Source organism: Acidovorax sp. Leaf160, assembly GCF_001424265.1.
In the GTDB taxonomy this organism is placed as follows: domain Bacteria; phylum Pseudomonadota; class Gammaproteobacteria; order Burkholderiales; family Burkholderiaceae_C; genus Paracidovorax.
This window is the reverse complement of the sequence record NZ_LMOV01000003.1, coordinates 1-26,393: the sequence shown is the minus strand read 5'-3', so window position 1 is coordinate 26,393 and position 26,393 is coordinate 1. Positions and strand designations below refer to the sequence as shown.

Below are 26,393 nucleotides of genomic sequence, written 5' to 3'. Positions count from 1 at the left end.
GCGGCGTCGCCTGGCGCCGGCGGGGGCGCAGCTTCGCCTGGCGGCGGCGGTGTCGGGGGCGGATGGGCAGCATCGTCGCCGGCCAAGGCCGCACGCAGCTGCGCATGCTCGGCGCCGTCCCCATGCGGCGGCAGCTGGTGCTTGGCCTGCAGGTAGTGGTGCGTGAACACGTCCAGGTACGCCTGCAGCACCTGTGCGGCGCGCGCTTCGCCCGCCAGCTCCAGGCACAGCCCGGCCACCTCCGCCGTGCAGAAATGATCGCCCCGCGTGGAGCGGCGCAGCCGGTAGCGCGACAGCTGCTCGGGCTGCAGGCTCAGCACGGGCAGGGCGTCCAGGTAGGGGCTCTTGCGGAACATCTTGCGCGCCTCGGGCCAGGTCGCATCCAGCAGCACGAAGAGCGGCCGCCGGGCGGGCGCCGTCCCGGCGCCGCTGGATGGCGCCGTGCCCCGCGGCGCTGCCGCCAGCAGCTGCGTCACCACCCGCCCGGGCTCCACGAACTCGCCCGGAAACACCACGTAGGGTTGCCATTGCGGATCGCGCAGCAGCGCCAGCAGGGCCGGGTCCACCTGCGTGCGCGCCCAGCCGAAGGCCCAGGTGTCGGCCACCACGTCGGCGATCAGCCAGCCCGTGTTGCTGGGCTTGAGCGGCTCGATGTCGGCCATCAGCAGGCACACCCCGGCGCGCGTGGACACCTGCGGGCGCACGCCGCACAGGCAGTGGCTGGGCACCAGGCGGCAGCCCGGGCAGCGCTCGCCCCGCGGCCCGCCCCGGGCCAGGAAGGGCTTGGCACTGCGCGCCAGGCGGGCGGCGCGCAGGCGGGATACGGCGTGCGGGACTGCGCCGGCCTGGCGGGGGCCATCGGATCTATCGGTCACGGCCGGGCGCTTTCGCGGTGACGGGCCGATGCCGCTGGCTGGCAGCGCGGGGGCGTGCATCCGTGGCAGGCAACCGCTGCCTCATGCTGCTGCCTCATGCCGCTGCCTCATGCCGCTGCCTCATGCGCCCACATGCTCCAGCTCGAAGAGCGGCACCTCGGCCTCGCGGCTCAGCCAGAGGCCGCCGCCCATTTCGACGAAATGCTCGCGCAGGCCGCGGCGGTACCGCTGTGCGCTGTGGCGGAAGACGCGGCCATCGGTCAGGTCTTCGTCGACGATGTCGCGCTCGAAGTCTTCGCGCGAGACGGCTTCCAGGTAGAGCGCGCCCCGGCAGAGGCGTCCCAGGTTGCGCAGGGCCGCGTCCAGGTCGGGCTCGCTCAGATAGGGCAGCACGCCCTGGCAGATGACGAAGTCGAACGGCTCGTGCGCGGCGAAGTCGACCACCGAGCCCTGCTGCCAGCCGAAGCGTTCGCACAGGTAGGGGCTGAATTCCACGCCCTTGTAGCGGGCGGCGGGCAGGTGCTTTTCGACGATGCCCTGCCACAGGCCGATGCCGCAGCCCACGTCCAGCACGCGCAGCACCGGCACCCGCAGGTAGTGCAGGTAGCTGCAGACGAAGGCGCCCAGCCGCTCCATGTGGGCAGGGTCCACCACGCTGGTCTTCTTGTCGAAATAAAAGCGCTGGTAGTAGGCCTCGTCGAAGGTGCTGGGGCTGGCGGATGGCAAAGGCGGTCCTCGCGGTGCAAGAGGGTGGAAAAGGCAGCGACGGCGCTGGAAAATACAGGCCCGGAGTATCCCGCAGTCGTTCGCCCGCGCGGGGCGGCGCCCACAATGGCAGCCATGGAAGACCACGACACCGCCATCCCCACGCAGCAGGACGCCTGGATCGACACCCCCGCCGGCCGCCTCTTCAGCCGGCGCTGGAGCGTGGCGGCCGCAGCACCTGAGGCGGTGCCTTCCAGCCCGCCCGCGTCCTTCGTGCTGTTCCACGATTCGCTCGGGTGCGTGGACCTGTGGCGCGACTTCCCCGCCGCGCTGTGCCAGGCCACGGGCCGCGACGTCATCGCCTACGACCGGCTGGGCTTCGGCCGCTCGGATGCGCGCGCCGGCTTGCCGTCCCCGGGCTTCGTCGCCGAGGAAGCCGAGCGCAGCCTGCCCGCGCTGCGTGCGCAGTGGGGCGTGGGGCATTTCGTGGCGCTGGGGCACAGCGTGGGCGGCGGCATGGCGGCGCACTGTGCGGCGGCGTCACCCGGCGACTGCGAGGCCCTGGTGACCATCGCCGCTCAAGCCTGCGTGGAAGCGCGCACGCTGCAGGGCATTCGCGAAGCCGAGGCCCAGTTCGACGGCAGCGCCGAGCAGATCGCCCGGCTGGCCCGCTACCACGGCGGCAGCCCGGAGCGGGCGCGCTGGGTGCTGTCCGCCTGGGTGGATCGCTGGCTCGACCCGGCCTTCGCCGGCTGGTCGCTGGAGGCCGCCATGGCCCGCGTCACCTGCCCGGTGCTGGCACTGCACGGCGAACTCGACGAGTACGGCTCCCCCGAGCAACCCGCCCGCATCGCCCGCTGGGCGGCCGGCCCGGCGCAGGTGCGCCTGCTGCCGGGGCGGGCGCATTCGCCCCACCGCGAGCAGCCTGCCGCCGTGGCGGCGCTGGTGGCGGATTTCCTGGACGGCATGGCGGCAGAATAAGAATGCAAATGCCGTTGCGCGCCCGTCTGTAGGGCGTTTTATGCTATTAAAACAATAGCATCCAATGGCCGCTCGCCGTATCAGGCTTTCGGAGGGCGGTGCAACGCGCAGATCTTGTTGCCGTCCGGGTCGCGCAGATAGGCCAGGTACAGCTTGCCGCCGGGGCCTTCGCGCCAGCCGGGCGGGTCTTCGCAGTCGGTGCCGCCATGGGCCAGGCCGGCCGCGTGGAAGGCGTCGGCCTGCTCGGTCGACTGCGCGGCAAAGCCCAGGGTGCTGCCGTTGCCATGCGTCGCCGGCTCGCCGTCGAGGGGCGTGGTGATGGCGAACACGCCGGTGGGGCTGCGGTAGAAATACCGGTTCTTGTTGGCCACGCCGGGCCCCACGCCAAGGGTGCCGAGCAGGGCGTCGTAGAACTGGCGGGATTTTTCGAGGTCGGTCGCGCCGACCATGACATGGCTGAACATCGGGTGTCTCTCTCCAGGGAGGGGTGATGAGAAAAAAACGCGGGGGCCATGTTAGCCGCGCGCTGGGCGGTGCGGTGTCGCGCAGGCACCCGCGTGGCAGGGCGGCGGGTCGCAGCGGAGCGCCGCCGGAAAAGCGCCCCCGCATGCCACCGTCCGCTCGGGCCGTGCCTGTCGCGGCCGGGGTGCGGGACGAGATGCCCTTGCCTGCCGCACCGGCCATTCACCCCACGCCGACGGGTGGGCCACGGCCGCCTAGAATGGAAGCAGAATGGCCTGTGGCGCTTGTTCCATCGGTACATTGCGCTATCAATAGTGAAGCAAAAGAGTCCGGGCGCCTCGCGCAGCCCCACCGCCCACTGCCCACCCTCACCCCCCCGCCGCACGTTCCCACCTCTCCCACCCATGCGCATCCTCCACACCTCCGATTGGCACCTGGGCCAGCACTTCATGGGCAAGAGCCGGCAGGCGGAGCACCGCGCCCTGATCGACTGGATGCTGGCCGAAGTCGATGACCAGGCGGTCGATGCGGTGCTGATCGCGGGCGACATCTTCGACACCGGCGCGCCGCCCAGCTACGCCCGCGAGCTGTATGCCGACCTGGTCGGCCAGCTCCACCGCGCGGGCGTGGCGCTGCTGTTGATCGGCGGCAACCACGATTCCGTCGCCACGCTGGGCGAAAGCCGGTCGCTGCTGCACCTGCTGGGCGCCACCGTGGTGGCCGATGGGGCCGGCAGCCCGGCCGATCACGTCGTGGTGCTGCCCCGGCGCGGCGGCCAGGGCGTGCCTGGCTGCGTGGTGTGCGCCGTGCCCTTCCTGCGCCCGCGCGACGTGCTGCAGAGCCAGGCCGGGCAGAGCGCGCAAGACAAGCAGCAGGCCCTGCAGGCCGCCATCCAGGGCCACTACCAGGCGGTGCACGCGGCCGGCGTCGCCCGGCAGGCGGCCTTGCTGCGCGAAGGCGGCCATGCCGTGCCCTTGATCGCCACCGGCCACCTGACGACGGTCGGCGCCAGCAGCAGCGAATCGGTGCGCGAGATCTACGTGGGCTCGCTGGACGCCTTCCCGACCGCCGCGTTCCCGCCGGTCGATTACCTCGCGCTGGGGCACATCCACCAGCCGCAGAAGGTGGGCGGGCTGGAGCACATCCGCTACAGCGGCTCGCCCATTCCACTGGGTTTCGACGAGGCGCGGCAGGCCAAGCAGGTGCTGCTGGTGGACCTGGACGCCACCGGCCTCAGGGCGGTTACGCCGCTGGCCGTGCCCTGTTTCCAGCCGATGGCGGCCGTCACCGGCGACCTGCAGGCGCTGGGCCCGCTCATCACGGCCGCAGCCGGCGCCGGCAGCCCCGCCCAGCCCGTGTGGCTGGAAGTGACCGTGACCGGGGACGACTACCTGAGCGACCTGCCCGCACGCATCGGCGCGCTGACCCAGGGCCTGCCGATGGAGGTGCTGCGCGTGCGCCGCCAGCGCGCCGGCGCAGCCGTGCTGCTGTCGCGCGATGTGCTGGAGACGCTGGACGAATTGACCCCGGCCGACGTGTTCGCCCGCCGCCTGGCGCAGGAAAGCCTGCCGCCCGACGTGCAGGCCGCGCTGGACGAGCGCTACCGCGAGGTCGTACGCAGCCTGGCCGAAGGCGCGGCATGAAGATCCTGAAACTGCGCCTGAAGAACCTCAATTCGCTCAAGGGCGACTGGGCGATCGACTTCACCCAGCCGCCCTTCGCCGGCAACAGCCTCTTCGCCATCACCGGCCCCATGGGCGCGGGCAAGTCCACGCTGCTGGACGCCATCTGCCTGGCGCTCTACCACCAGACGCCGCGCCTCTCCAGCGTCTCCAAGTCGGCCAACGACATCATCACGCGCCACACGGCCGACTGCCTGGCCGAAGTCGAATTCGAGGTGAAGGGCGCCACCTACCGCGCCTTCTGGAGCCAGCGCCGCGCGCGCGACAAGGTGGACGGCGCGCTGCAGGACCCGAAGGTGGAGCTGGCGCAGGTCGACCCCGCCACCGGCGCGGGCACCATCCTCAGCAGCCAGAGCCACGACAAGCTGCGCCGCGTGGCGGCCATCACCGGGCTGGACTTCGGCCGCTTCACCCGCTCGATGCTGCTGGCGCAGGGGCAGTTCGCCGCCTTCCTGAATGCCAGCGCCAACGAGCGGGCGGAACTGCTGGAAGAGCTGACCGGCACCGAGATCTACGGCGAGATCTCCGCCCGCGTGTTCGAGCGCGCCCGCGACGCCCGCCAGCAGCTCGACCAGCTGCGTGCCCGCGCGGACGGCGTAGAACTGCTGCCCGCCGAGCGCAGCGCCGCCATGCAGGCCGAGGTGCAGGCGTGGACGGCCGAGCTGGCCCAGGTGCAGGCCGCGTGGGCCAGCGCCGCCGCCCAGCGCCAGTGGCATGCCGACCTGGCCGATGCCGCGCAGGCCGCGCACGCGGCGCAGGGCCAACTGCAACAGGCCGCCGCAGCCTGGCAGGCCGCCGCCCCGGATCTGCAGCGTCTGGCCGACAGCGAGCCGGCCCAGGCCCTGCGCGCGCCGCACGCCGCCTGGCAACAGGCGCAAGCCGCCTGCCAGGGCAGCGATGCGCTGATCGCCACGCTGCAGGAGCAGCACCGGCACGAAGCGGCATCGCACCGCCGGCACCAGCAGCGCGCCGCCCGGCTGGCCCGCCGTGTGGCCGAGGCGGCCGACGCCGAACTCGCGCAGGCCCGCGCCACCCAGCAGCGCCATGCCGACTACTGCAGCGCCCATGCGCCACACGCCCACCTGGGCGAGCGCCTGGGCGGCTGGCGGCAGCAGTTCGCGCAACTGCAGGCGCTGCACGCCCGGCTGGCGGATCAGCGCACGGCAGGGCACACGCTGCAGGCCGACATCGCCCGGCACGGCGAGCAGGCCGTGGCGCAACAGGCGCGGGTCGAGACCGAGCGGCAGGCCCAGGCCGCGGCCGCCCAGGCCCTGGAAGCCGCGCAGGCGGCGCTGGCCCGGCGCCTGAACGGCGACACCCTGGCCGCGCTGCGCGAGCGACTGGCCGAGGCGCAGCACCAGGTGAACGTCTGGCGGCAGATCGTGCCCCTGGGCCGGCAGCGGCGTGAACTGGCGGCCCGGCAGGCAGCCCTGGGCGACGAGGTGCAGCGCCTGCAAGCCGCCCTGGCGCAGCAGGAGGCAGCGCGCCAGGCGCTGCGCGCGCAGTACGCCGCCGCCCGCGAGCAGGTCGCCGACAAGCAGAAGCTGCTGGACCAGGAACGCCGCATCCAGAGCCTGGAGCAGCACCGCCAGGCCCTGCAGCCCGGCGACGCCTGCCCGCTGTGCGGTGCCACCGAGCATCCTGCCATCGACGCCTACCAGGCCCTCGACGTATCGGCCACCGAAGCCGCGCTGCAGCGCAAGCAGGCCGAACTGGACGCGCTGGCCGAGCAGGGCCAGGCTGCAGCGCAGGCCCTGGCCGCCAGCCAGGCCCAGCTGGCCGACCGGCGCGAGCAGCAAGCCGCCACGGCCGAGCGCACGCACGAATGGGCGGAACACTGGGCGGAGGGCATCGCGGCCCTGCGGCCTGCCGGCGACGCCGCCGTGCCGCCGCCGTTCGCCGCCCTGACCGCCGAAAGCTGGCAGGACGCAGCCGCGCTGGCCGCCGGCCAGCAGGCCGCCGAAACGGCCCTGGCGCAGCGGGGCGAGGCGGTGCAGCAAGCCGAGACAGCCGAGCACCGCACCCAGCAGGCCGCAGCCGCCGCCAGCCGGTGCGACCAGGCGCTGCAGGGCGCCACCCACCAGCTGGCGCTGGTGCAGCAGGCCGCCCAGGCCGCGCAGAGCCAGCTGGCCGCGCTGGGCGATGCGATCGCCACCACCCAGGGCGAGTGGGAGTCACTGCGGCACGACCTGCGCGCTGACGTGGAGGACGCCGGCTACACGCTCCCCGCCGAGCCGGCCGACTCCACCGCCTGGCTGCAGGCACGCGACGCCGAATGGCAGCGCTGGCGCCACGCCCAAGCCGAATTGCAGGCGCTGGACCAGGGCATCACCCGCCTGCAGGCCCGCTGCGACACCGCGCACGCCCAGGCCGCGCAGTGGGCGCAGCGCAGTGCCGCAGTGTCAGCAGGAGCGGGAGCGGGAGCGGGAGCGGCGGAGGGCGATGCAGCATCGGCCGTGCCCGGCGACATCGACGGCATCGACGGCATCGACGGCATCGACGACCTGCCGGCGCAGGACGCCGCCGCGCAGCTGCAGGCCAGCGCCGACGCCATCGACGCCCTGCAGCGCACCCTGGCCGCGCTGGAAGGCCGCCAGGCGCAGGCAGAGGCCGTGCGCGCCGAGCAGGCCGCCGCGCTGCAGTCGGCCGCCCAGGCCTGGCAGGCCGCGTTGCAGGCCAGCCCCTTTGCCGACCTGCCGGCCTTCGAAGCCGCGTTGCTGCCGCCAGCGGAGCGCCAGCGACTGGCCGCGCTGGCGGGTGCCCTGCAGACCGCTCACCAACGCGCCGACGCCCTCTGGCAGGCCGCCCAGGCCCGGCACGCCGAGCTGCAGGCCCGGGCGCCCACCATGCCGTCCCTGGAGGCATTGGCCGACCAGCTGGCGCAGCTCGAAGGCCGGCGCACGGCGCTGAACGAGCAGATCGGCGCCCACCGCGCCCTGCTGGCCCGCGACGCCCAGTTGCGCGCGAACCAGCAGGCGCTGCTGGAGCAGATCGCCCGCCAGACCGCCGAGTCCGACCTGTGGCAGCGGCTCGACGGCCTGATCGGCTCGGCCAAGGGCGACAAGTTCCGCAAGTTCGCGCAAGGGCTCACGCTGGACCACCTGCTGCAGCTGGCCAACCGGCACCTGGCGCGCCTGCACGGCCGCTTCCTGCTGCGCCGCAAACCCACGGGCGAGCTGGAACTGGAGATCGTCGACGCCTGGCAGGGCGACAGCTGCCGCGACACCCGCACCCTGTCGGGCGGCGAAGGCTTCCTGGTCAGCCTGGCCCTGGCGCTTGCCCTGTCGGACCTGGTGAGCCACAAGACCTCCATCGACTCGCTGTTCCTCGACGAAGGCTTCGGCTCGCTGGACGGCGACACGCTGGAGGTCGCGCTGACGGCGCTGGACTCCCTCAACGCCAGCGGCAAGATGATCGGGATCATCAGCCACGTGGAGGCGCTCAAGGAACGCATTCCCGCGCAGGTACGCGTGGTCAAGGGCGGGGGCGTGGGGCACTCGCGGTTGGTGGTGTAGGGCTGTCATCAGCGACGGGGCAGGCAGCCTGAGGTGCGATTCAGCCGCCATGCTCCATCGTCAGCGGTGGCGATGGCTGCGTTTTCGGCATAACTGCCCGGACAGAGCGCAACGTACCGGCAAGCCTCTGCAACCTCCCCGCACCGGCCGCAGTCAGGCGGTCGTTGGGCCTCATGCAGGCCCCAGGGCGGGCGCTCCCGGGGGCGGTGTCATCCCTCGGTCTCGGGCGGTAGTTCCTGCACCGCCTCAGCCTCAGCCACCGCAGCAGCGCTCTGTATCTATTCAGGAGTGACGATAAGTCATTGATCGGCATCGATTTTTGTGAAAATTAATCTATTCATATAATCATTCATGCCGCCCTCTCCAGATCTCTCTGCCAGCATCGTGCAGGCCCTGCGCCGCCAGGGCGGGGCATTGAGCAGCGCCGAGCTGCAAGACCAGCTGCGGGTGAGCCAGCCCACCGTGTCGCGCGCGCTGGCCCCGCTCATTCAGTCGGGCACAGTGCAAAAGGTGGGGGCCGCCCGCAAACAGCGCTATGTGCTGCCCCGCACCGTGCGCGACGTGGGCCGCAGCGTGCCGGTGATGCGCATCGACGCGCAGGGCCGGCCCAGTCCGTTTGCGCGCATGGTGCCGCTCTCCGGCGGCGCCGTGTGGGTGGACGAAGAAGACGGCCTCTCCAAGCGCTTCGACGGCCTGCCCTGGTTTCTGGACGATATGCGCCCCCAGGGTTTCATGGGCCGCACCTTTGCCACCACCCACCCCGAGCTGCAACTGGCCAACGACCCCCGCTTCTGGAGCGACGACGACGTGCTGCGCGCCCTGGCCCTGTGCGGCGACGACCTGCCCGGCAACCTGGTGGTGGGCGAGGCCGCGTTTGCGCGTTTTCACACCCTGCCGCAGCGAGCCCGCCGAGCGGCGTCGCCTGCCGACTATCCGGCCCTGGCCGACGCCGCCATGCAAGGCAGCATCGGCGGCTCGTCCGCCGGGGGCGAGCAGCCCAAGTTCTGCACCATCGTGGAGGGCAGCGCAGAGGGTGATGGATCGGGCCAGGCCGCCCGCCATGTGCTGGTCAAGTTTTCACCTGCGGGCCATGCGCCCACCGACCAGCGTACCCGCGACCTGCTGGTCTGCGAACACTTGGCCCTGCACACCCTGGCCCGTGCCGGCATTGCCGCCGCCCCCAGCCGCATCAGTACCGGCGCAGGCCGCGTGTTCCTGGAGGTGGAGCGGTTCGACCGCACCCCCATCAACGCCGCCAACCCGCAGGGCCTGGGACGCATCGGCATGGTGTCGCTCAAGGTGTACGACGCCGAGTACGTGGGCGCCATGGACAACTGGGCCGCTACCGCCAACCGCATGCAAGAGCGTGGGCTGCTGCGCCCTGCCGACGCATGCACCCTGCGCCTGCTGGAGGCGTATGGCGAGCTGATCGCCAACACCGATCGGCACTACGGCAACATCTCATTGCTGCTGGACGGTGACGACTGGGCCCTGGCCCCCGCCTACGACATGCTGCCCATGCTCTACGCCCCCGTGGGCGGCGAGCTGGTGCCGCGCGACTTTGCCGCCCGCCCCCTGCAACCCACCGCAGCCACCCTGCCCGAGTGGCCGCAGGCGCTGGCCCTGGCCCGCAGCTTCTGGGCCGCCGCCAGCGCCGATGCGCGCATATCCGACGGCTTTCGGCAAATAGCCGCGGAAAATGGGAGCCATATCAGCCGCTAGCCTTGATACCGTAAGCGCAAGCAGCCATCAAAACGCAGCGAAATGGATGGCAGCACCCGCGTTTGAGACGTGTTGCGGTGTGTTGCACAGGCAAGCCGAGACAGTACAGCCATGAAGCAAAGCAGCCTGGGCCTGAGCAACCCCGTCAAGCGCACCCGCAAGCGCGAATTCCTGGACACCATGGAACTGGTCGTTCCCTGGGCTGAACTGGTGGCGCTGATAAAACCCTACGCCCCCGAGAGCGGGCGCAGGGCCAGCAGCCCTTTGCCGTACACACGCTGCCGAGCATCCACTTCATGCAGCCATGGTTCAAGCGCAGCGTCCCGGCGATAGAAGAAGCGCTGCACGATGTGCCGGTCTTCCGGGACATCGCGGATCCGTCCCACTGAAACGATCAGATCCCCGGCGAGTCGAGCATCCTGCGCTTCCGACACCTGCTGGAGCGCCATCAGCTGGCCGATGAGATCCTGGCAACGTTCGATGCGCTCTTGCAAGCCAAGGGGTTGCAGCTGAAGGCTGGCACCGTGGTGGATCCCACTCATCGCAGCGCCCACCTTCACCAAGAGCGAGTGCAAGGCACGCGCCCCGGAAATGCACCAAAGCAAGAAAGGCAACGAGTGGGACTTCGGGACGAAGGCGCACATCGGCGCGGGTGCGGGTGGTCAAGGGCGGGGGCGTGGGGCATTCGCGGCTGGTGGTCTGACCCATCGGGCCGTCGTTTCATATCGCAGTCCGCTCGGCGTTCCACTTGGCAACTAATTTGGCAATTAACTTGGCACTTAATTTCAAAATTTTAGGAAAAGTCTTTTTATTTCAATTGGTTATAGGCTATTGAATCTTGGCAAAATAGCAGGATGTATGCCGACATTCACCAGTTCGAGCCACTCCTTCCGAGCGACGTCCGGATGGAGGACCTGCTTGCCAAGGCGCATGACTTATCGCGGCTGGCCACCGGTCTGGCAGGCGTGCGTGTGCCCCCGGAATTGCGCAGCCTGCTGCGCAGCATGAATTCGTACTACACCAACCGCATCGAGGGGCAGCACACGCGACCGCACGAAATCGAGCAGGCCCTTCAGCAAGACTTCTCCAAAGATTCCGTGCTGGCTGCCAAGCAGCGTCTGGCCATTGCGCATATCGAGGCTGAACAGGTGCTGGAGCAGCGTTACGCCGGAACCGAGGGCGCTGCCCGGCTGTACACGCCAGAGGCGGTGCAGGACATTCACGATGCTTTGTTTTCCCGCCTGCCCGCCACCGATCTGCTCACGTCCGAGCGCGAGCCCATCGTCGCCGGTGCGCTCCGCGAGCGCGAAGTGCGCGTCGGCCAGCATGTGGCTCCGACGCATGCCTCTGTGCCATTGTTTCTGCAACGCTGGGCGGCGTTCTATGGCGGCGTGCGCCGGGGCGAGGCGGCTTTGGTGGCCCTGGCCTGCGCGCACCAGCGACTGGGCTGGGTGCACCCTTTCGTGGATGGCAATGGCCGCGTCATGCGGCTGCACACCCACACCTGGCTGACGGCGATGGGCTACACCGGCGGACTCTGGTCGCCTCTGCGCGGCTTCGCCCGCAGTACCGAGCGTTACTACGCGCTGCTGGCAGATGCCGACAGCCCGCGCCGGGGTGACCTGGACGGGCGTGGCAATCTGAGTGAGCAGGCCTTGATCGCGTGGGCCCACTACGTGCTGGACATCTGCCTGGATCAGGTCCGCTTCATGGCTGGCCTGCTGGACTTCGGCGCCATCAAAAACCGGATCGAGGCCTGCTTGGCGTACGAAGCCAATGTGCTCAAACAAGGCGTCCGTCAGGAAGCCCTGCGCGGTTTGCACTACCTGTTCCTGAGCGGCGAAGAAATGCCGCGCGGCGAATTCAAAGCCATGCTCGGCATGAGTGAGCGCAGCGCAACTGATGTACTAGGTGCATTGGTCAAACGCGGCCTGCTCAAGTCCGACTCGCCGCAGGGGAGGGTGCGCTTTGGCCTGCCGCAGCACGCACTGCGGTTCATGTTTCCGCAGCTGTGGCCTGAGGCGGAGGCGGACCCGGCCAATTCACGATGACCTGAGAAGGCCAAACGGAAAGCGCCGGCCGCCTGTGGGCGCCCGCCCGCTCACCGCTTCACAAACGCATCCCGCGCCGTCACCGCCAGATCGGGGTAGTTGGCGAACATGCCGTCCATGCCCATCTCCAGATAGCTGCGGAACTCGGTCGCGGCCTTCGCCGCATCGGCCTGGGCGAAGGTCCAGCCGTGCACCTTCAGGCCGGCGGCGTGGGCCTGGTCGATGTAGCCCTTGCTGATCGGATAGGTGGTGTTGTTGATGAGAAGGCCGATGCCCTCGGTGAATCCGGCCACCTCGGCCAGCGTCAGGGTGCGCACGGTGCTGCCCGAAACGATGCCCACGCGCGGGGAGCCGTCCGGTGCCGTCACGGCCACGCCCAGCAGGATCAGCGGCATCTTGTTGTTCTGGGCGACCTGCTTGGCGCGCAGGCTGCGCAGCGTGGCGTCGCTGAACGACTGGATGAAGAGCTTGCTGCGGGCGTCGAAGCCGTTGTCGCCCAGCGTTTTCAGAATGCCGTCTTCCATGGCCGGGTCGGCCTGCTTGGCCTCGGGGTACAGGCCCACCGTACGGCCGGCCGTGCCGGTCTGCTGGCGAGCGAAGCTCACCACCTCCTGGAAGGTGGGCACGCCGTAGGGGTTGGGCGCGCTGGGGGTGAAGCCGGGGTAGCTGGTCTTGCCGGTGCCGGTGGGCACCACGGTAAGCGTCTTGACTTCGGCGAGCGTGAAATCCGCCACCTTGTAGCCGCCGTTGCGCTGTGCGAACAGCGAAGCGACGTTGGTGGTGCGGTTCAGCGTGTCGTCGTGCATGGCGATGAGCGCGCCGTCCCGGGTGATCTGCAGGTCCGGCTCGATGAAGTCCGCGCCCATGCGAATGGCCAGCTCATAGCCGCCCAGCGTGTGCTCGGGCAGGTAGCCGCTGGCGCCGCGGTGGGCGATCACCTGGGGCCGCGCGTCATCGTCGGCGTTGTCGCTGCCGCCGCATGCGGCCAGGCCCAGGGTGGAGAGGCACAGCGCAGCGGCCATCAGGGTGGTTTTCATGAGCATCGTCATTCCTGTAGAAAGACGGACGACTCTAGAAGTGGGTCGTGGCGCGGACATGACACTTGGGCGACGCAGCGGCGCGAGATGGAGACTTTCCGCAGTGCGGGCGGCGATGCCAGCGCCGGGCCCGCCACCGCCGCGGCCGCGAGTCCGGCGCAGCCGGCTCACGTACGGGTGGCGCGACGGTGGGCGGTCAGCGCGACGACCGCACCGCTCCCGCGCCCATGTCGATCGTCCCGAAGACCGTGACCCCGCTCGCGCCCGACTGGGCGCCCGTGCCCGTGGCCGGATCACTGGCAGGGCGCGGCGCCAAAGTGCCGCAGCCGCCGAGCATGGCGAGGGCACAGGCCAGAAGGGCCACCCTACCGCCTGCCACGGAGAAGGCAAAGCGTGGGCGCCGTGGCGCCTGCGCCGAAGAGGTCACGACCGTCATTCGCCATCTCCTTGCAGGTGTTTGCCCAGGATGCCCGCCAGCTCGAACATGCCGGCCGACTCCTTGCCGAACACGGCGCGCAGCTTGTCGTCGGCGACGATGGTGCGCTTGTCCTTGGGGTCCTGCAGATTGTGGGCCTTGATGTATTCCCACATCTTCTTGACGGCCTCGGGCCGGGCGACCGGCTCCGCGCCGATCACGGCGGCCAGCGCCGCGCTGGGCGCCTTGCCGGCCGCCGCCTTGCGGGGAGCCTTGGCCGCGGCGGTCTTGGTGGCGGGGGCCTTCTTGGCGGCGGCAGGCTTGGCCGTCTTCTTGGCGGCGGCACTTGTCTTTCCTGCCTTGGCTGCTGCGGTTTTTGCAGCAGCGCCCGGGCGCGGCGGGAACTTGCTGGGCGCGAACTCGAAGTTCACCTTGCCCGCCTCCGCGTCCCAGGCCAGGTGCGCCTTGAAGGCGCGGCGGGTGCGCATGCTGACGAACTTGTCCAGCAGGTCGGTCTTGCCGGTGTCCAGCAGCTTGCTCATCTGCGAGCGCTCCACCGGCTGCTGCAGGATGACCTTGCCGCTCTTGAAAGTGCAGCTGGGCGTCGGCTGCGCGGCCGTGGGCACCGACTTGCTGCAGACGTAGTTGGCGCCGTGCTCGAACACCGGCGCGCCGCAGATGGGGCAGTGGCCCAGGCTGACCTGCTCGCCGAAGTCCACCAGCTCGCCCGATTCCTCGGCAGCGCGGTCGTCGCCGAAGTCGAATTCGAGCTTGAAATTGCCGGCCTCTTCGTCCCGCACGATGGCGACTTCCGCCGTGAACGGCCAGCCCGCCTTGGAACGGAAGCCCTCCAGCGGGCCGATGCGGCGGTCGCGCAGCAGCTGGTCGGCCTCGGCGGTCTCGAACGTGCGACCCGCAGGCGACTTGCCGAACGAGAAGCCGCAGGCATCGCTGCCGTCGCCCGATTTGCCGACGCAGGCGTAGCGGCGGTAGTTCTCCTTCACCACGCCGCCGCAGTTGGGGCAGGGGGCCGAGAGGGTGGCGTAGTCGCCGGGAATGGTGTCGCGGTCGTATTCCTTGGCCTTCTTCACCATGCGCTCGGTCATGCCGGCGATCTGCTGCATGAAGGCCTCGCGGCTGAGCTGGCCCTTTTCCATCTGCGACAGCTTGTATTCCCATTCGCCGGTCAGGTCGGCGCGGCAGAGCTCGTCGACCTCCAGGCCACGCAGCAGCGTCATCAGCTGGAAGGCCTTGGCGGTGGGGATCAGCTCGCGGCCTTCGCGCAGCATGTATTTTTCGGTCAGCAGGCCTTCGATGATGGCCGCGCGCGTGGCTGGCGTGCCCAGGCCCTTTTCCTGCATGGCCGAGCGCAGCTCCTCATCGTCGATCTGCTTGCCGGCGCTTTCCATGGCGCCCAGCAGCGTGGCTTCGGAATAGCGTGCGGGCGGCTTGGTCTTCAGGCCCTTGGCTTCGGCGAATTCGGTGCGCACCATCTCGCCGGGCTGCACGGCCACCAGCGGCTGGCCCTTGTCGCCGGCCTTGCCGTCCTCGACCTCGCCGGCCGCTTCCTTGCCGTAGATGGCCAGCCAGCCGGGCTTGACCAGCACCTTGCCCTCGGTCTTGAAGCTGTGGCCCACCACCTGGCTGACGCGGGTGGTGACCAGATGCTCGGCGCTGGGGAAGAACACCGCCATGAAGCGGCGCACCACCAGGTCATACAGCTTCTGTTCGGCTTCCGACAGGCCGCTGGGCGCCTGCGTGGTCGGGATGATGGCGAAGTGATCGCTGACCTTGGCGTTGTCGAAGATGCGCTTGGATGGGCGCACGTAGCTGCCGTCCAGCGCCTGCTGCGCAAAGGGCGCCAGGTGGCGCATGCCGCTGGTGGCCAGCATGCCGAAGGTGTCCCTCGCGACCGGCAGGTAGTCTTCCGGCAGCGCGCGCGAGTCGGTACGCGGGTAGGTCAGCGCCTTGTGGCGTTCATAGAGGCTCTGCGCCAGCGCCAGCGTGGTCTTGGCCGAGAAGCCGAACTTGCCGTTGGCTTCGCGCTGCAGGCTGGTCAGGTCGAACAGCAGGGGCGATGCCTGGCTGGTGGGCTTGCTTTCCTCGGTGACGGTGGCCGCCTTGCCGCGCACGGCCTCGGCGATGGCCTGGGCGTCGTGGATGTTCCAGAGCCGGTCGGCGCGCGCCTCGGGGTCTTCGCTGTTCTTCTTCCACTTCGGGTCGAACCACTTGCCCAGGTATTCGCCCGCCTCGGCATGGAAGCCGGCGTGGATCTCCCAGTAGTCGCGGCTGATGAACTTGCGGATCTTTTCCTCGCGCTCCACCACCAGCGACAGCGTGGGCGTCTGCACCCGGCCCACGGTCGTCAGGAAGAAGCCGCCGCCTTGCGAATTGAACGCCGTCATCGCCCGCGTGCCGTTGATGCCCACCAGCCAGTCGGCCTCGGAGCGGCTGCGCGCGGCGTTGGCCAGGCCCTGCATCTGCTGGTCGCTGCGCAGGTTCTCGAACCCGTCGCGGATGGCCTGCGGCGTCATCGACTGCAGCCAGAGGCGCTTGACCGGCTTGCCCAGACCGCCCTTGGCGCCGCCGGCGTACTGCTCGATCAGCCGGAAGATCAGCTCGCCCTCGCGGCCCGCGTCGCAGGCGTTCACCAGTTCGGTCACGTCCTTGCGCTTGGCCAGCTTGACCACCGCGTTCAGGCGGCTCTTGGTCTTGTCCACGGGCTTCAAGTCGAAGTGCGGCGGGATCACCGGCAGGTGGGCGAAGCTCCACTTGCCGCGCTTGACGTCGAACTCCTCGGGCGCCTGGATCTCCACCAGGTGGCCCACGGCGCTGCTGACCAGGTAGCGGTCGTTCTCGAAATGGTCTTCGTGCTTGTCGAACTTGCCGGCGATGGGCGTGAGCGCACGCACGATGTCCTGCGCCACCGAGGGTTTTTCTGCAATTACCAGTGTCTTGGTCATTTTGTGGGTCTCGCCATTTCAGGCGCTTCTACAATCCGCTTCTTCATGCGCGCACGCGCACGCATGTGTGCCTATTCAAATTAACAGAGTTTTGCCATGCCCCGCATCGCCCCACCCGTCGCCGCCCCCGTCGCCTCGGGCCGGCGCATCCAGACCCGGCGCTCGGGCGTGCATGGCAAGGGCGTGTTCGCCGTGCAGGACATCGCAGAGGGCGAGGTGCTGGTCGAATACGTGGGCGAGGTCATCAGCTGGCAGGAAGCGCAGGACCGGCACCCGCACGACCCGGCGCAGCCCAACCATACCTTCTACTTCCACGTCGACGAAGACCGCGTGATCGACGCCAACTACGGCGGCAACTCCTCGCGCTGGATCAACCACAGCTGCGCGCCCAACTGCTTCGCCGACGAGCGGGGCGGCCGCATCTTCATCACTGCGCTGCGCAACATCGCCGCAGGCGAAGAGCTGAGCTACGACTACGGCCTGATCGTGGAAGAGCGCTATACCCCGAAGCTCAAGGCCGAATACCCCTGCTGGTGCGGCGCCGCCACGTGCCGCGGCACGCTGCTGGCCCCCAAGCGCGGCTGGGCGCCGCCCGGGTTGCCGCAGCGGCCCCAGGCCGCAGCCACCGCGCCGGCCACCGAAACCACCGCGCCGCAGTCCCGGCGCCGGGGCTCCCGCCGGTGACCCGCGCCCCCGTGCGCTGGCAGGCCGAAGCCATCTGGGAGGCCGTGGCGCCCCGGCTGCCCGGCTTCACCGTCGAGATCCTGCCGGAGATCGATTCCACCAACACCGAGCTGATGCGCCGGGCCCGCGCGGGCCGCACCGAGCCCACGCTGCTGGTCGCCGAAACGCAGACCGCCGGCCGCGGCCGGCTGGGGCGGCCCTGGCAGAGCCAGGCGACCGACGCGGCATCCGAAGGCCCCGGCGCGCTGCCGTCCCTCACCTTCTCCCTCGGCCTGCCACTCGCGCCGCGCGACTGGTCGGGCCTGTCGCTGGCGGTGGGCGTGAGCGTGGCCGAGAGCCTGCAGCCCGGCCTGCCCGCGCCCGGCGGCCCTACGCCGCGCATCGGCCTGAAATGGCCCAACGACCTGTGGCTGGACGGCGACCGCAAGCTGGGCGGCATCCTGGTCGAAACCGCCAGCTTCGTTGCGCCGCAGGGTGCCGCTGGCCCGGCGGCGCTGACGGGCGCGGCGCGCTACGTGGTCATCGGCATCGGCATCAACCTGCTGCCGCGCTCCGGCGACGGCATGAACACCCCACCGGCCTTCCTGGGCGAGGTGGATGCATCCCTGGACGCCCCCGCCGCGCTGGGCCGCATCGCCGCACCGCTGGTCGCCATGCTGCAGTCGTTCGAGGGCTTCGGCTTCGCGCCGGTGCAGGCCCGCTTCGACGCGCGCGACGTGCTGCGCGATCGCGCCGTCCGCCTCAGCGACGGGCAGGCCGGCACGGCCCACGGCGTGGGCGACGACGGCGCGCTGCGGGTGCTCACCGCCGCCGGCATGCAGTCGGTGACCAGTGCCGAGATCAGCGTGCGCCCGGCGGGCCGGGCTTTGCCGCCGGCCTGACGCGGCCCTTTTTCTTCTTCGCCGCTCCGCCCATGCTGCGCATCGCCTTCATCGCCCTGCTGCTGGCCAACGCCGGCTACTACGCCTGGTCGGGCGGGTGGCTGCGCAGCTGGGGGCTGGCGCCCGCCGATCCGGCCGAGCCGCACCGCATCGAGCAGCAGATCCGCCCCGAGGTGCTGCGCATCCAGCCGGCGGCCGCAACCGCGGGCAGCGGTGGCCCCCAGGCGCCGGGCAGTGCGGCCGGTGCGGGCGGCGGGGCCGGCGGGGCAGCCCACCGGCCGCAGGGCACCGAGGCTCAGTCCCCCGTTGCGGCCTTGCCGGCGCCCGGGCAGCCCGCGGCCGTGGCCAACCCCAGCCTCGGCGCGCCGGCTTTGGGCCCGGCGGCTGCGGGCGCGGCCACGCCCACCGCGTCCTGCCTGCAAGCCGGCCCGTTCGACCAGCGCCAGGCCGACACGCTGCGCGTCGCCCTGGCGGCTGCCGGCCTGCCAGCCGACGCGTGGAACCTGGAAGGCACACCCGTGTCCAGCCGCTGGATGGTCTACATGGGCCGCTTCGCCGACGAAGAGGCGCTGGCCCGGAAGCGGTCGGAGCTGCGCGCGCGCAACGTCCCCTACGACCGCCCGGGCGCGGGGCTGGAGCCGGGCCTGTCGCTGGGCCGGTATGCCACCGAAGAGGCCGCGGAACGCGCGCTGGCGGCGCTTGGCACCCAGGGCGTGCGCACCGCGCGGGTCGTGCAGGAACGCACCGGCTCCACCACCGAGTACGTGCTGCGCCTGCCCGCCGTGACCGAGGGCATGGCCGGCCGCATCGACCGGATGCGCCCGGCGCTGGGCGGCAAGCCGCTGCGCCCCTGCTGAGTCCGACTCTCTTCTTTCGTTCGTCCCTCACCCCCCCTCCGCTGGCCCGGCATCCAGCGTTCCGACCCGCCACTGCAGGAGACCCGCGATGACCTGTGTCTACGACTTCGAAGCCCAGTCCGTGGATGGTGCGCCCGTGCCGCTCAGCCAATACGCAGGCAAGGTACTGCTCATCGTCAACACCGCCAGCGCCTGCGGCTTCACGCCCCAGTTCGCGGGGCTGGAGGCGCTGCACCAGCAGTACGCGGACAGGGGGCTGGTGGTGCTGGGCTTTCCCTGCAACCAGTTCGGCCGGCAGGACCCGGGCAGCAACGACGAGATCGCCGGCTTCTGCCAGCGGAACTACGGCGTGAGTTTCCCGATGATGGCCAAGATCGACGTGAACGGCGCCGAGGCGACGCCGCTCTACCGCTGGCTCACGGCAGAGGCGCCAGGCATCCTGGGCACCAAGGCCATCAAGTGGAACTTCACCAAGTTCCTGATCGGCCGGGACGGCGAGGTCATCCGCCGGTATGCGCCCACCGACAAGCCCGAGGCGCTGGCGAAGGACATCGAGGCCGCGCTGGCCGCGTGAACGCGGGCGGCAGAGGCGTGGGGTGGTTCAGCGGGTTCGGACCCGCCTTGGCCGAGCCCCGGTCGGGCTGCGCCGCTCGAAGCCCGGGCATGCGTCACGGCAAGCGCTTCGGCAGGCGCGGGGCGCACGGGCGGGCTAGGCAGGCCCGCGTTGTGTCCACGTAAACCCTGAGAAACCTTGCAGGGGCAAGCAGCCGGATCAAGCCTGCGGGCGATACCCGCAGAGGCTGGATAGCGGTTGCGGGTGCCGGATAAGGCGCCGGCGGGTCTTCGCCGCACCATGGAGCCCAAGCAGCGAACGGCTGCGAAATCACCGGAAGAAGCGCCGAGCGGCGCCCAACCGGCCGGTTCCATGTGCAAGGAGACAGCTCCATGAAAGATCTGCAAGGCAAGGTCGCCATCGTCACCGGCGGCGCCACGCTCATCGGCGCGGCCGTGGTCCGCACGCTGCGTGACCAGGGCGCCCGTGTGGCCCTCTTCGACATCGACGCCGAGGGCGGCGCCCGCATCGCCGCCGAAGACGCCGACAACATCCGCTTCTGGCCGGTGGACATCGCCGACGACGAGCAACTGGCCAGCGGCGTGGCCGACGTGGCCGCGCGCTTCGGCCGCATCGACGGCCTGGTGAACCTGGCCGCCACCTACCTGGACGACGGTGCCGCCTCCGAGCGCGCCGACTGGCTGCGCGCGCTGGACGTGAACCTGGTCAGCGCCGTGATGGCCGCCCGCGCGGTGCGCCCGCATCTGGCGGCGGCCGGCGGCGGCGCCATCGTCAACTTCACCAGCATTTCCTCCAAGGTCGCGCAGACCGGCCGCTGGCTCTACCCCGTCTCCAAGGCCGCGCTGGTGCAGGTCACGCGCAACATGGCCATGGACTTCGCCGCGGACGGCATCCGCGTCAATTCCGTGTCGCCGGGCTGGACCTGGTCGCGGGTGATGGACGAGCTCACGCAGGGCGACCGCGCCAAGACCGACCGCGTGGCGGCGGACTACCACCTGCTGGGGCGCGTGGGCAACCCCGAAGAGGTGGGCGAGGTCGTCGCCTTCCTGCTCTCGCAGCGCGCCTCGTTCGTGACCGGCGCCGACTACGCGGTGGACGGCGGCTATTCCGCCATGGGCCCCGAGCAGGCCAGTCCCGCCATCCCGCGACTGGCGGCGTGAGCGCGTTTTTCCCCTGACACCTTCTTTCCCCTCTTTTTTTCGTTTCTTCCAAGGAGACTGCCATGCGTCGAGTTGCAATCGTGGGCGGAGGCCAGGCTGGCCTGCCGCTGGCTTTCGGTCTGCTGGACAAGGGCTACGAGGTCACCGTGGTGACCAACCGCACGCCCGACCAGATCCGCGCCGGCAAGGTGATGTCCAGCCAGTGCATGTTCGACCCCGCGCTGCAGGTGGAGCGCGACCTGGGCATCAACCACTGGGAGGCCGAATGCCCCCCGGTGGAAGGCATCGGCTTCGCCGTGCCGAACCCCGAGCAGGCCGGCGCCAAGCTGATCGACTGGAGCGCGAGGCTGGACCAGCCCGCGCAGTCGGTGGACCAGCGCCTCAAGATGCCCGTGTGGCTGGAGAACGTGGAAAAGCGCGGCGGCAAGGTGCTGATCCAGGACGCCGGCATCGCCGAGCTGGAGGCGCTGTCGGACTCGCACGACCTGGTGATCCTTGCGGCCGGCAAGGGCGAGGTGGTGCGCCTCTTCGAGCGCGACGCTGCCCGCTCGCCATTCGACAAGCCGCAGCGTTCGCTGGCCCTGACCTACGTGCATGGCCTGAAGCCCACAAAGGACTACTCCCGCGTGTCGTTCAACCTGATTCCGGGCGTGGGCGAATACTTCGTGTTCCCCTCGCTCACGCTCAGCGGGCCGTGCGACATCATGGTGTTCGAGGGCGTGCCCGGCGGCCCGCTGGACTGCTGGCGCGAGGTGAAGACGCCCGAAGAGCATCTGGCGACCAGCAAGCGCTTCCTCGACACCTTCCTGCCCTGGGAAGGCGAGCGCGCCCGTGGTGCCGAGCTGACCGACGCCAACGGCATCCTGGCCGGCGCCTTCGCACCCACCGTGCGCAAGCCCGTACTCACGCTGCCCTCGGGCCGGCTGGTGTTCGGCCTGGGCGACGCCGTGGCCACCAACGACCCGATCACCGGGCAGGGCTCCAACAACGCCACCAAGGCCGCCAAGGTGTACCTGGACGCCATCGTGGCGCACGGCGGGCAGCCCTACACCCGCGCCTGGATGGAGCAGACCTTCGAGCGCTTCTGGGACTACGCCCAGTGGGTGGTGCAGTGGACCAACTCGCTGCTCACGCCCCCGCCGCCGCACATCCTCAAGCTGCTGGGCACGGCCGCCGCCATGCCCACCCTGGCCCGCACCATCGCCAACGGCTTCAACCACCCGCCCAGCTACTTCCCCTGGTGGGCCGACGCCGACGAGGCCGACCAGCTCATCGCCCGCCACCAGGCGCCCGAGGCCGTCGCGGCCTGAGCGACCGCGCCTGATGCAACCACCCAAGGAGACCGCCATGTCCGCCTGCCTCGCCCCCGAAGCCCTGGCCGTGCAAGCCGCCAGCCCCGCCGCCAACGCCACCGACTGCGACTGCGACAACGCCCCCTGGGGCTGCGTGGACCTGCAGCCGCGCACCCTGCGCAACCTGCTGGGCAGCTACCCCACCGGGGTCGCCATCGTGACCACGCGCACGGCCGACGGCCGTTCCGTGGGCCTGACCATCAACTCCTTCGCCTCGCTCTCGCTGGACCCGCCGCTGGTGCTCTGGAGCCTGGTCAACCACTCGCCCAACCTGGCGGCGTTCCGCGACTGCACGCACTTCGCCATCCACATCCTGCCGCGCGAGCACGAAGAACTGGCCAAGCGCTTCGCCAGCCCTGCGGTGCCCGACAAGTTCGCGGGCGTGGACGTGGTCGACGCACCCGAGGGCGTGCCCGTGCTGCAGGGCGCCGTCACCACCCTGGTGTGCGCGAGCGAGGCCGACCACAGCCGCCATGCCGGCGACCACCTGCTGATGGTCGGCCGCGTGGTCCGCACGCACAGCGCACCGGGCACGCCGCTGGTCTTCCACGCAGGCCGGTTCACGGCGCTGGACCTGCCCCAGCCCGCCGCTGCCTGACACGCCGCCCGCACTGCGGACCTGCCTTTGCGCCCACCGGCCGAGCGAACGCTGCCGGCCGGAGCACAGGTCCGCGCCCCCCGCCTTCCTTTCGATGGAGCCTGCCATGAGCACCCCCGCTTCCTCCTCTGCCGCCCCCTCCGCCCCATCGTCCATCCTGGCTGCGCTGGCCGCGCAACTGGCCGGCGGCCACGTCCGCGTCGTCGATCTGACGCAGACGCTTTCGCCCTCGTTCCCGACGCTGCAGCTGCCGCCGCAGTTCGGGCAGGTCAAGCCGTTCACGATCGAGCGCATCTCGCACTACGACGAGAACGGCCCGGGCTGGTACTGGAACAACTTTTCCTGCGGCGAGCACACCGGCACGCACTTCGACGCGCCGGCCCACTGGATCACCGGGCGCGAGCACCCCCAGAACAGCGTGGACACCATCGCGCCGGAGAACTTCGTCGCCCCGGCCGTGGTGGTCGATGCCAGCGCCGAGGTGGCGGCCGATGCCGACTGGCTGCTCACCGTGCCCTTCCTCGAAGCCTGGGAGGCGCGCCATGGCCGCATCCCGGCCGGCGCCTGGGTGCTGCTGCGCACCGACTGGTCGCTCAAGGCCCACGACGCGGGCGCGTTCCTCAACCTGAAGGACGACGGCGCCCACACCCCCGGCCCCACGCAGGAGGCGGTGGAATGGCTGATCCACCAGCGGCAGGTGCACGGCTTCGGCGTGGAGACCATCAACACCGACGCGGGCCAGTCGTACACCTGGCCCGTGCCGTATCCGTGCCACACGCTGATGCACGGTGCCAACCGCTACGGCCTGCAGTGCCTGAAGAACCTGGACCAGCTGCTGCCGCAGGGCGCGCTGATCGTCTCGGCGCCTTTGAAAATCGAAGGCGGCTCGGGCAGCCCGCTGCGCGTGCTGGCGCTGGTGGAGTGACGGCCATGGACAGCGCCGCAGTCCCCCAGGTGATCTTCGTCGGCAGCGGCATCAACTCCCTGGTGGGAGCGGCGCTGCTGGCCGTGCGCGGCAAGCGCGTGCTGGTGCTGGAGCGCAACGACCGCTTCGGCGGCTGCATCCGCACCGAAGAACTGTTTCCCGGCTACCGGCACGAGGTCATGGCCTCGTGGTATCCGCTCTTCACCGGCAGCCCGGGCTATGCCGAACTGAAGCCCGCGCTGGAGCGAGCCGGGCTGCGGTTTCTCACGCCCGATTACACGACCGGCTGGGTCGCGCCGGACGGCCGGGGCATCGCCCTGCGCCAGGACCTGGACGACGCCGCGCGCCGCATCGACGCCGTGGCGCCGGGCGACGGCACGGCGATCCAGGCCATGGCCGCCGATCTGTTCGGCCGCGATGCCGCGCTCACCTTCGGCCTGCTGGGCGGCGATCCGTACGGCTGGCCGCTCATGAAGCTGCTGTGGTCCGAATGGCGCCAGCGCGGCACCGACGGCTTGCTGGCCTATGCGGGCGGCGCGATGGAGAACTTCCGGCGCTGGTCGCACCGCACGCTGCGCTCCGACATGGCGCGCGCCCTGATGGCGCCATGGACGCTGCATTCGGGCCTGGGGCCGGACGACGCCACCTCGGCGCTGATCGGCAAACTCACCTTCGCGGCCGTGGTCAGCGGCGGCATGCCGGTGGTGCAGGGCGGCGGCAGCCGGCTGGTGGAGGCGCTGGCCGCCGTGATCCGCCAGCACGGCGGAGACCTGGTCTGCAACGCCCAGGTGGACCGCATCGACACGCAGGGCCAGGGTCGCAAGCGCCGCGCCACCGGCGTGCGGCTGGCCGACGGGCGCAGCCATGCTGCGAGCGAATCGGTGGTCTGCAGCGTCGCGCCCGGGCAGCTCTACGGCCGGCTGCTGCCCGACGCGCCGCCCGTGGTGCGCGAGCGCGCCGAAGCCTTCCAGCATGGGCGCGGCGACATGCAGATCCATTTCGCCCTGAATGCGCCGCCCGCGTGGAAGGAGCCGGAGCTGCTCAAGGTACCGCTGGTGCACCTGACGGAGGGCATGGAGCAGGTCTGCACGTCCGTCACCGAGGCCAACAACGGCCTGCTGCCCGCCCGGCCCACGCTCGGCATCGGGCAGCCGACCGCGGCGGACCCGTCGCGCGCGCCCGAAGGCGGCTGGATCCTGTGGATCCAGATGCAGGAGTTGCCCTCCCACCTGCGCGGCGATGCGGCGGGCGAGATCGCGGTGCCCGCCGACGGGCGCTGGAACGAGGCCGTGCGCGAAGCCTTCGCCGACCGCGTGCAGGCCCGGCTGGAGCAGGTGATGCCCGGGCTGGCCGAGCGCATCGTCGGGCGCCGTGCGTATTCGCCGGCCGACCTGGAGCGCCTCAACTGCAACCTGGTGGGCGGCGACCCATACGGCGGCCTGTGTTCGCCCGACCAGTTCTTCCGGCTGCGGCCCTTCGCGGGCGCGGACGGCGCGCGCGGCCACCGCACGCCGCTCGCCAACGTGTTCCACATCGGCGCCAGCACCCACCCCGGGCCGGGCCTGGGCGCGGGCTCGGGCTACCAGATCGCGCAGCGGCTGGCGCCCGGCTGATGGCGCTGCGCGCCCTGCGGCCTCTTTCTCTCTTTCTTTCTTTCTCCCACCGTACCGATCTTTTCAACCACCCACCGACGACGAAGGACGACACCATGCGCAAGACCGCATTCAAGAAGAGGGGCCTGGCAGGCCTGATGGGCGTGGCCGCCGGCCTGGCTGCCACGGGCGCGGCGCATGCCACGGAAAACGGCGGCCTGGGCGTCTACCCCGACGGCCTGGAGAACTACTTCGTCGGCGCACTGCCGCCCCCCGGCGTGCATATGATGGCGTACGGCGGCGGCTACCGCTACGACACGCTGCGCGGCAACGATGGCCATTCGCTGGTGCCGGACTTCAAGGTGGACGTGAACCTGCTGGCACCGCGCGTCGTGTGGGTCACGCCGCAGACGATCGCGGGCGGCCAGCTGGCCTTCCACACCGTGGTGCCGCTGCTGGACGTGAAGTTCCGCGCGGGCGGCGCCACGTTCAAAAGCTCGGGCCTGGGCGACATCACGGTCGGCGCGGCGCTGGGCTACCACCTGTCGCCGCAGCTGCACCAGGTGGTCGGGCTGGACATCGTCGCGCCCACCGGCAAGTACCGCGCCAACGATCCCTCCAGCCTGGGGCGCAACTACTGGGCCTTCCAGCCGGTCTACGCCGTCACCTACATGCAGCCCTCGGGCTTCAACGCCGACCTGAAGCTCATGTACGACATCAACCGCCGCAATGGCGACACCGACACCCGTTCCGGCCAGGCGCTGCATGCCGACTACGCAGCCGGCTGGGGCCTGGGCAACGGCTGGGTGGTGGGCGTGGGCGGGCACGTGTTCCGCCAGGTCACCGATGACAGCGGCCCCGGCAGCGCACAGGGCAAGGCGCGCGCCATCGGCTTCGGCCCTGCGATCCGCTACGCCAACGACAAGGGTTTCCTGGTCACGGTGAAGTGGCAGAAAGATTTCAACGTGCGCAACCGGGCCGAAGGTGGCGGCCTTCTGGTGAAGGCGACGATTCCGTTCTGACGCCGCGGTGCGGACGTCAGCGGGCGACATGGGCGGCCGGCGCGAGATATCGGGGGAACTGAGCGCTGGCGCCACCGGCCGGATCGATCCGGGCCTTGTGCGCGCCACCTGGGCCGTGGCGGCCTGGGGGTGCGTCTCAGGTCACCGGGCAGCGCGGTGCTGGTGAGGCACTGCGTTGCCGGCAGGGGCCGGCGCAGCGAGGGGCTTGCAGGCCGCTCTCAGAGCCTGTTTACGATCTTTTCAGAGTCGACAATTGCTTGGTGAAAAGAAAGCCCTACCCAAGCGACATAAGCAGAGAGAAGTTCGCCGAGATCGAGCCGAAGTTCGCCGAGATCGAGCC

The 26,393-nt window shown here is 70.5% G+C and carries 20 protein-coding genes and 2 pseudogenes; 16 read left to right on the top strand and 6 right to left on the bottom strand.

Annotation, left to right across the window (positions count from 1 at the left end; all coding sequences use genetic code 11):
• Nucleotides 1–89 precede the first annotated feature (89 nt).
• Together ASF94_RS03135 and ASF94_RS03130 are read right to left on the bottom strand one after the other, a co-directional pair.
• Nucleotides 90–875 (bottom strand): annotated as a pseudogene (locus ASF94_RS03135) (tRNA-uridine aminocarboxypropyltransferase); the annotation flags it as partial.
• A gap of 120 nt (nucleotides 876–995) precedes the next feature.
• Entirely contained in the window at nucleotides 996–1,601 is a 606-nt protein-coding gene (locus ASF94_RS03130) for a bifunctional 2-polyprenyl-6-hydroxyphenol methylase/3-demethylubiquinol 3-O-methyltransferase UbiG (RefSeq protein ID WP_056661464.1), read from the bottom strand.
• Nucleotides 1,602–1,715: 114 nt separating this feature from the next.
• On the opposite strand from ASF94_RS03130, the gene ASF94_RS03125 reads away from it, so the two are divergent.
• On the top strand, nucleotides 1,716–2,561 hold the full coding sequence (locus tag ASF94_RS03125; protein WP_056661718.1) for an alpha/beta fold hydrolase: 846 nt from the start codon (nucleotides 1,716–1,718) through the stop codon (nucleotides 2,559–2,561).
• An 80-nt stretch (nucleotides 2,562–2,641) separates the two neighbouring features.
• Here the strand turns inward: ASF94_RS03125 and ASF94_RS03120 are convergent, their stop codons facing one another.
• Entirely contained in the window at nucleotides 2,642–3,025 is a 384-nt protein-coding gene (locus ASF94_RS03120) for a VOC family protein (protein WP_056661461.1), read from the bottom strand.
• A 402-nt stretch (nucleotides 3,026–3,427) separates the two neighbouring features.
• On the opposite strand from ASF94_RS03120, the gene sbcD reads away from it, so the two are divergent.
• The 5 genes and pseudogenes from sbcD (at nucleotide 3,428) to ASF94_RS03095 (ending at nucleotide 11,993) form a co-directional block, all read left to right on the top strand.
• Nucleotides 3,428–4,666: an exonuclease subunit SbcD gene (sbcD, locus tag ASF94_RS03115; protein ID WP_056661458.1), complete on the top strand. Its 1,239-nt coding sequence runs from the start codon at nucleotides 3,428–3,430 to the stop codon at nucleotides 4,664–4,666.
• Nucleotides 4,663–8,220 (top strand): AAA family ATPase, encoded by a 3,558-nt coding sequence (locus ASF94_RS03110; RefSeq protein ID WP_056661455.1) that lies wholly within the window; start codon nucleotides 4,663–4,665, stop codon nucleotides 8,218–8,220. Before sbcD ends, ASF94_RS03110 begins: the two co-directional genes overlap by 4 nt.
• A 351-nt stretch (nucleotides 8,221–8,571) precedes the next feature.
• A complete protein-coding gene (gene yjjJ / locus ASF94_RS03105; RefSeq protein ID WP_056661452.1) occupies nucleotides 8,572–9,942 on the top strand; it encodes a type II toxin-antitoxin system HipA family toxin YjjJ in 1,371 nt (456 codons plus the stop codon).
• Between the two features lie 111 nt (nucleotides 9,943–10,053).
• Nucleotides 10,054–10,599 (top strand): annotated as a pseudogene (locus ASF94_RS21520) (transposase); the annotation flags it as partial.
• Nucleotides 10,600–10,796: 197 nt separating this feature from the next.
• A complete protein-coding gene (locus ASF94_RS03095) occupies nucleotides 10,797–11,993 on the top strand; it encodes a Fic family protein (RefSeq protein ID WP_056661447.1) in 1,197 nt (398 codons plus the stop codon).
• 50 nt (nucleotides 11,994–12,043) lie between these two features.
• On the opposite strand, the gene ASF94_RS03090 is transcribed toward ASF94_RS03095, so the two are convergent.
• From ASF94_RS03090 to ASF94_RS03080, 3 genes are all read right to left on the bottom strand, one after another.
• The gene (locus ASF94_RS03090) at nucleotides 12,044–13,030 is read right to left on the bottom strand and encodes a glycerophosphodiester phosphodiesterase family protein (protein WP_162244625.1); all 987 of its coding nucleotides are present in this window, start codon (nucleotides 13,028–13,030) and stop codon (nucleotides 12,044–12,046) included.
• Nucleotides 13,031–13,226: 196 nt separating this feature from the next.
• Nucleotides 13,227–13,466 carry a hypothetical protein gene (locus ASF94_RS03085; RefSeq protein ID WP_056661441.1) on the bottom strand — a complete coding sequence of 80 codons (240 nt, stop codon included), beginning with the start codon at nucleotides 13,464–13,466 and terminating at the stop codon, nucleotides 13,227–13,229.
• Nucleotides 13,463–16,408: a DNA topoisomerase III gene (locus ASF94_RS03080; RefSeq protein ID WP_056661438.1), complete on the bottom strand. Its 2,946-nt coding sequence runs from the start codon at nucleotides 16,406–16,408 to the stop codon at nucleotides 13,463–13,465. Before ASF94_RS03080 ends, ASF94_RS03085 begins: the two co-directional genes overlap by 4 nt.
• Nucleotides 16,409–16,504: 96 nt before the next feature.
• Here ASF94_RS03080 and ASF94_RS03075 point away from each other — a divergent pair, with 96 nt between their 5' ends.
• The 10 genes from ASF94_RS03075 to ASF94_RS03030 all read left to right on the top strand — a co-directional run bounded on the left by ASF94_RS03075 (nucleotide 16,505) and on the right by ASF94_RS03030 (nucleotide 26,053).
• A complete protein-coding gene (locus ASF94_RS03075; RefSeq protein ID WP_056661435.1) occupies nucleotides 16,505–17,092 on the top strand; it encodes an SET domain-containing protein in 588 nt (195 codons plus the stop codon).
• Nucleotides 17,089–17,973, top strand: coding sequence for a biotin--[acetyl-CoA-carboxylase] ligase (locus ASF94_RS03070; protein ID WP_056661432.1), 885 nt, complete (start codon nucleotides 17,089–17,091; stop codon nucleotides 17,971–17,973). The genes ASF94_RS03075 and ASF94_RS03070 overlap by 4 nt, the downstream gene beginning before the upstream one ends.
• A gap of 32 nt (nucleotides 17,974–18,005) precedes the next feature.
• On the top strand, nucleotides 18,006–18,830 hold the full coding sequence (locus ASF94_RS03065) for an SPOR domain-containing protein (RefSeq protein WP_056661429.1): 825 nt from the start codon (nucleotides 18,006–18,008) through the stop codon (nucleotides 18,828–18,830).
• Between the two features lie 88 nt (nucleotides 18,831–18,918).
• The gene (locus tag ASF94_RS03060) at nucleotides 18,919–19,404 is read left to right on the top strand and encodes a glutathione peroxidase (protein ID WP_056661426.1); all 486 of its coding nucleotides are present in this window, start codon (nucleotides 18,919–18,921) and stop codon (nucleotides 19,402–19,404) included.
• Nucleotides 19,405–19,775: 371 nt separating this feature from the next.
• Entirely contained in the window at nucleotides 19,776–20,564 is a 789-nt protein-coding gene (locus ASF94_RS03055; protein ID WP_056661423.1) for an SDR family oxidoreductase, read from the top strand.
• Nucleotides 20,565–20,626: 62 nt separating this feature from the next.
• On the top strand, nucleotides 20,627–21,874 hold the full coding sequence (locus ASF94_RS03050; protein ID WP_056661420.1) for a styrene monooxygenase/indole monooxygenase family protein: 1,248 nt from the start codon (nucleotides 20,627–20,629) through the stop codon (nucleotides 21,872–21,874).
• Nucleotides 21,875–21,911: 37 nt separating this feature from the next.
• Nucleotides 21,912–22,514, top strand: a complete 603-nt coding sequence (locus ASF94_RS03045; protein WP_082492951.1) for a flavin reductase family protein — start codon at nucleotides 21,912–21,914, stop codon at nucleotides 22,512–22,514.
• A gap of 106 nt (nucleotides 22,515–22,620) precedes the next feature.
• Nucleotides 22,621–23,439, top strand: coding sequence for a cyclase family protein (locus ASF94_RS03040; protein ID WP_082492961.1), 819 nt, complete (start codon nucleotides 22,621–22,623; stop codon nucleotides 23,437–23,439).
• Nucleotides 23,440–23,444: 5 nt separating this feature from the next.
• Complete coding sequence (locus ASF94_RS03035) at nucleotides 23,445–25,052, top strand: NAD(P)/FAD-dependent oxidoreductase (RefSeq protein ID WP_056661417.1); 1,608 nt, start codon at nucleotides 23,445–23,447, stop codon at nucleotides 25,050–25,052.
• Between the two features lie 95 nt (nucleotides 25,053–25,147).
• Nucleotides 25,148–26,053 (top strand): transporter, encoded by a 906-nt coding sequence (locus tag ASF94_RS03030; protein ID WP_056661414.1) that lies wholly within the window; start codon nucleotides 25,148–25,150, stop codon nucleotides 26,051–26,053.
• The last annotated feature ends 340 nt before the right edge of the window (nucleotides 26,054–26,393 follow it).

What these genes read in the sequence shown, in the direction of transcription:
- ASF94_RS03085 (WP_056661441.1), bottom strand. Translation starts at nt 13,466, where the DNA reads ATGACGGTCGTGACCTCTTCGGCGCAGGCGCCACGGCGCCCACGCTTT.
- ASF94_RS03090 (WP_162244625.1), bottom strand. Translation starts at nt 13,030, where the DNA reads ATGAAAACCACCCTGATGGCCGCTGCGCTGTGCCTCTCCACCCTGGGC.
- ASF94_RS03120 (WP_056661461.1), bottom strand. Translation starts at nt 3,025, where the DNA reads ATGTTCAGCCATGTCATGGTCGGCGCGACCGACCTCGAAAAATCCCGC.
- ASF94_RS03075 (WP_056661435.1), top strand. Translation starts at nt 16,505, where the DNA reads ATGCCCCGCATCGCCCCACCCGTCGCCGCCCCCGTCGCCTCGGGCCGG.
- ASF94_RS03095 (WP_056661447.1), top strand. Translation starts at nt 10,797, where the DNA reads ATGTATGCCGACATTCACCAGTTCGAGCCACTCCTTCCGAGCGACGTC.
- ASF94_RS03035 (WP_056661417.1), top strand. Translation starts at nt 23,445, where the DNA reads ATGGACAGCGCCGCAGTCCCCCAGGTGATCTTCGTCGGCAGCGGCATC.
- ASF94_RS03060 (WP_056661426.1), top strand. Translation starts at nt 18,919, where the DNA reads ATGACCTGTGTCTACGACTTCGAAGCCCAGTCCGTGGATGGTGCGCCC.
- ASF94_RS03125 (WP_056661718.1), top strand. Translation starts at nt 1,716, where the DNA reads ATGGAAGACCACGACACCGCCATCCCCACGCAGCAGGACGCCTGGATC.
- ASF94_RS03055 (WP_056661423.1), top strand. Translation starts at nt 19,776, where the DNA reads ATGAAAGATCTGCAAGGCAAGGTCGCCATCGTCACCGGCGGCGCCACG.
- ASF94_RS03080 (WP_056661438.1), bottom strand. Translation starts at nt 16,408, where the DNA reads ATGACCAAGACACTGGTAATTGCAGAAAAACCCTCGGTGGCGCAGGAC.
- ASF94_RS03110 (WP_056661455.1), top strand. Translation starts at nt 4,663, where the DNA reads ATGAAGATCCTGAAACTGCGCCTGAAGAACCTCAATTCGCTCAAGGGC.
- ASF94_RS03050 (WP_056661420.1), top strand. Translation starts at nt 20,627, where the DNA reads ATGCGTCGAGTTGCAATCGTGGGCGGAGGCCAGGCTGGCCTGCCGCTG.
- ASF94_RS03045 (WP_082492951.1), top strand. Translation starts at nt 21,912, where the DNA reads ATGTCCGCCTGCCTCGCCCCCGAAGCCCTGGCCGTGCAAGCCGCCAGC.
- ASF94_RS03040 (WP_082492961.1), top strand. Translation starts at nt 22,621, where the DNA reads ATGAGCACCCCCGCTTCCTCCTCTGCCGCCCCCTCCGCCCCATCGTCC.
- sbcD (WP_056661458.1), top strand. Translation starts at nt 3,428, where the DNA reads ATGCGCATCCTCCACACCTCCGATTGGCACCTGGGCCAGCACTTCATG.
- ASF94_RS03030 (WP_056661414.1), top strand. Translation starts at nt 25,148, where the DNA reads ATGCGCAAGACCGCATTCAAGAAGAGGGGCCTGGCAGGCCTGATGGGC.
- yjjJ (WP_056661452.1), top strand. Translation starts at nt 8,572, where the DNA reads ATGCCGCCCTCTCCAGATCTCTCTGCCAGCATCGTGCAGGCCCTGCGC.
- ASF94_RS03065 (WP_056661429.1), top strand. Translation starts at nt 18,006, where the DNA reads ATGCTGCGCATCGCCTTCATCGCCCTGCTGCTGGCCAACGCCGGCTAC.